Below are 4,927 nucleotides of genomic sequence, written 5' to 3' on the forward strand. Positions count from 1 at the left end.
CCTGCTGGCCACCCAGGTCATCTCCCGCATCCGCGCCACTTTCGGCGTGGAGCTGCCCATCAGCGAGCTGTTCGAGTCGCCCACCGTGGCTGGTATCGCCCAGGCCCTCCAGGCCCGCCTCACCGACTCCGCGCACCGGGCACCTCCGCTCGTCCCCGTGGCGCGCACGGGCGCGCTGCCCCTGTCCTTCGCCCAGCAGCGCCTGTGGTTCCTCGAGCAGTTCGAGCCGGGGAACACCACCTACAACCTCTTCACGGCCGTACGCATGGAGGGCACGCTCGACGTGTCCTCCCTGGAGCAAGGCTTCCAGGAGCTGGTGCGCCGCCACGAGTCCCTGCGCACCACCTTCCAGTCCACCGAGCAAGGCCCCCTCCAGGTCATCCACCCCGAGGCCTCCCTGCCTCTGCCCCTCATTGACCTGGGCTCCGTACCGGAGACTCAGCATGAGACCGAGGTCCTGCGCCTCGCGCGCGAGGAGGCCGGGCGCTCCTTCGACCTCATCCACGGCCCACTGCTGCGGGTGAAGCTGCTGAAGCTCGGTGAGGCCCGGCACGTCCTGCTGATGACGATGCACCACATCGTCTCGGACGGCTGGTCCATGAGCATCCTCATCCGCGAGGTGGCCGCGCTCTACCAGGCCTTCGTCGCGGGTGAGCCCTCGCCGCTGACCGAGCTGCCCGTGCAGTACGCCGATTACGCCGACTGGCAGCGCGGCTGGCTGCGGGATGAGGCCCTGGAGGCCCAGCTCGCCTACTGGCGCCAGCAGTTGGCCCACGCGCCCCAGGTGCTCGAGCTGCCCACGGACAAGCCCCGGCCCGCCGTCCAGACGTACCGCGGCGCCCTCCACACGGTGATGCTGCCGGTGGAACTCTCGCGTGCCGTCACCGCCCTGGGCCAACGGGAGGGCGCCACGCCCTTCATGGTGTTCCTGGCCGCCTTCCAGGCCCTGCTCTCGCGCTACTCCGGCCAGCGGGACATCAGCGTCGGCTCGCCCATCGCCGGCCGCACCCACGTCGGGACCGAGGACCTCATCGGCTTCTTCGTCAACACGCTCGTGCTTCGCACCCGCCTGGAGGGCAACCCCTCCTTCCGCGAGCTGCTCGGCCGCGTGCGCCAGGTGGCCCTGGGCGCCTACGCCCACCAGGACATCCCCTTCGAGAAGCTCGTCGAGGAGCTCAAGCCCCAGCGCAGTCTGAGCCACCCGCCGCTCTTCCAGGTGATGCTCGCCTTCCAGAACACGCCCGCCTCCCGCCTCGAGCAACCCGGGCTCGCGCTGAGCACCCTGGCCCCCGAGAGCCAGACGGCGCTGTTCGATCTCACCCTTTCGCTCCAGGACACTCCCGAGGGACTCGCGGCGACACTCGAGTACAACACCGACCTGTTCGAATCGGCGACGGCGGTGCGCATGCTGGGGCACCTGCGGGTGCTGCTGGAGGCCGCGACCTCCCAGCCCGAGTTGCCCCTCTCCGCCCTCCCCCTCCTCACCGAGGCCGAGCGCCACCAGGTGCTCGTGCAGTGGAACGACACCCAGGCCGACTACCCTCGTGACGCCTGCCTCCACCACCTCTTCGAGGCCCAGGTGGAGCGCACCCCGGACGCCCTCGCGGTGCTCCTGGGCGGGGACTCCCTCACCTACCGCCAGCTCGATGCGCGCGCCAACCAGCTCGCACATGAGCTGCGCTCCCTCGGCGTCGGCCCGGAGGTGCGCGTCGGCGTGTGTTTCGAGCGCTCGCTCGACCTGGTCATCGCCCTCCTCGGGATCCTCAAGGCCGGCGGTGCCTATGTGCCGCTCGATCCCTCGCTCCCCCGGGAGCGCCTGGCCTTCATGGCCGAGGACTCCGCCGCCCACGTTCTGCTCACCCAGCAGGCGCTGCGCAACGTCCTACCGGTCACCGGCCAGCAGGTGCTCTGCCTGGACTCGGCGTGGGAAGCCCTCTCTACCCGCCCCCAGCACGCCCCCGCCGTGCCCGTGCTCGCGGACAATCTCGCCTACGTCATCTATACCTCCGGCTCCACTGGCCGGCCCAAGGGAACGCTCCTGAGGCACCGGGGCGTGAGCAATCTGGTGGTGCAGGAGGCGAAGGCCTACGGCGTGGGCCCGGAGAGCCGGATGCTCCAGTTCGCCAACTTGAGCTTCGACCTCTCGGTGGAGGAGATCTTCACCACGCTCACCGCCGGCGGCACGCTGTGCCTGGCACCGCTCGAGAAGCTGATGCCGGGAGAGCCGCTGCGGCGGCTCCTGCGTGAGCTGGACATCACCGTGCTGAGCCTCACGCCCGCGACGCTGGCAGCCACACCCGCGGAGGACCTGCCCGCGTTGCGCACGGTCATCTCTGGCGGAGAGGCATGCCCAGCGGACCTGGTGGCACGCTGGGGCCAGGGCCGGCGCTTCCTCAACACCTACGGCCCCACCGAGGCCACCGTGGTGGCCTCGCTCACCGACTGCGTACCGGACGGGAAGGCTCCGTCCATCGGTCGCCCGCTGCCAAACGTGCGGATGTACGTGCTGGACACGCACATGACGCCGGTGCCGGTGGGCGTGCGGGGCGAGCTGTACCTGGGCGGCGAGGGTGTGGCACGCGGCTACCTCGGGCGGCCGGAGCTGACGGCGGAGAAGTTCGTGCCGGATCCGTTCAGCGGCGAGCCAGGGGCACGCCTGTACCGGACGGGAGACCTCGTGCGGTACCTGCCGGACGGTCACCTGGAGTTCCAGGGGCGCATCGACTCGCAGGTGAAGGTGCGTGGCTTCCGCATCGAGCTGGGCGAAGTGGAATCGGCGCTGCTGGCGCACCCCACCGTGTACGAGGCGGTGGTGGCGGCGCGTGAGGACGGCCCCGGTGGCAAGCGGCTGGTGGCCTACGTCGTCGCGCGGGGCCACGAGCTCGACACGGGGGAACTGCGACGCTTCGCCCGCGCCCGCCTGCCCGAGTACATGGTGCCCTCGGCCTTCGTACCGCTGGAGGCGCTGCCGCTCACTCCCAGTGGCAAGGTCGACCACAAGGCCCTGCCAGCACCGGACGCGACCCGCTCCTCCCAGGACAGGCCCCGCACGCCCGCGCGCACTCCCACCGAGCAGCTCCTGGCCTCCATCTGGGCGCAGGTGCTGCACATCCGCGAGGTGGACGCGAACGACAACTTCTTCGAGCTGGGCGGCCACTCGCTGCTGGCCACCCAGGTCGTCTCCCGCGTCCGCGCCGCCTTCGGCGTGGAGCTGTCCCTGCGCGCGCTCTTCGAGGAGCCCACGCTCGCCGCCCTGGCCACCCGTCTGGAGTCCGCCTCCCGCGAGAGTCAGGGAGTGAGGCTCCCGCCCCTCATGCCCGTCACGCGCACGGGCGAGCTGCCGCTGTCCTTCGCCCAGCAGCGCCTGTGGTTCCTCGATCAACTGGAGCCGGGCAGCGCCACCTACAACCTCTTCACGGCCGTACGCATGGAGGGCACGCTCGATGTATCCGCCCTGGAGAGGAGCTTCCAGGAGCTGGTGCACCGTCACGAGTCCCTGCGCACCACCTTCCGCTCCACCGACACGGAGGCCGTCCAGGTCATCCACCCGGAACTCTCCCTGCCGCTGTCCGTTGTCGACCTGGGCTCCGTGCCCGGAGCGGAGCATGAGACCCAGGTGCAGCGGCTGGCGCGCGAGGAGACCCAGAGCCCCTTCGACCTCATCCGCGGCCCTCTTCTGCGGGTGAAGCTGCTGAAGCTCGGGGAGACCCAACACGTGCTGGTGCTGACGATGCACCACATCGTCTCCGACGGCTGGTCCATGGGCGTGCTCATCAAGGAGGTGGCCGCGCTCTACCAGGCCTTCGCCTCGGGCCAGCCTTCGCCCCTGCCCGGGCTGCCCCTCCAATACGCCGACTACGCCTCCTGGCAGCGCCAGTGGCTGCGCGACGAGGCCCTGGAGACGCAGCTCGCCTACTGGCGTCAGCAGTTGGCTCAAGCACCCCAGGTGCTGGAGCTACCCACCGACAGGCCCCGGCCCGCGGTCCAGACGTACCGCGGGGCGAATCACTCCGTCATGCTGCCAGCGGAGCTCTCTCGTGCGGTGACGGCCCTGGGCCAGCGGGAGGGCGCCACGCCCTTCATGGTGCTCCTGGCCGCCTTCCAGGCCCTGCTCTCGCGCTACTCGGGCCAGCGGGACATCAGCGTCGGCTCGCCCATCGCCGGCCGCACGCACGCGGATACCGAGGGCCTCATCGGCTTCTTCGTCAACACGCTCGTGCTGCGCACCCGCCTGGAGGGCAATCCCTCCTTCCGTGAGTTGCTCGGTCGTGTGCGTCAGGTGGCCCTGGGCGCCTACGCCCACCAGGACGTTCCCTTCGAGAAGCTCGTCGAGGAACTCAAGCCCCAGCGCAGCTTGAGCCACTCGCCTCTCTTCCAGGTGATGCTCACCTTCCAGAACACGCCCACGTCCCGGATCGATCTGCCCGGACTGGCGTTGAACTCCCTGGCTCCCGAGAGCCACACGGCGAAGTTCGATCTGACCCTCGCCCTCGAGGACACCACGGAGGGTCTGGCCGCCACGCTTGAGTACAACACCGACCTGTTCGAGCCGGAGACGGCCGCGCGCATGCTGGGACACCTGCGGGTACTGCTGGAGGCGGCCACCGCCAACCCCGAGCTGTCGCTCTCCGCCCTGCCCCTGCTGCCGGAGGCCGAACGCCAGCAGGTGCTCGTGCAGTGGAATGACACGCGCGCTGACTACCCGCGCGAGGCCTGCATCCACCACCTCTTCGAGGCCCAGGTGGAGCGCACCCCCAACGCCACCGCCCTGGTGGCCGGCGACGTCCGCCTCTCCTACCGCGAGCTCAACGCCCGCTCCAACCGCCTCGCCCACTACCTGCGCCGCCTCGGCGTCCGTCCCGAGTCCCGTGTGGGCATCTGCCTGGAGCGCAACGAGGACCTCCTCACCGGCCTGCTCGCCATCCTC

1 protein-coding gene is annotated in these 4,927 nt (G+C 70.3%); it reads left to right on the forward strand.

Annotated features, from left to right (window positions below; translation table 11 throughout):
* Positions 1-4,927, forward strand: a 4,927-nt coding sequence (locus VF794_RS07625; RefSeq protein ID WP_331108520.1) for an amino acid adenylation domain-containing protein, incomplete at both ends; no start/stop codon positions are given.

The organism is Archangium sp., assembly GCF_036389735.1.
Lineage (GTDB): Bacteria > Myxococcota > Myxococcia > Myxococcales > Myxococcaceae > Archangium.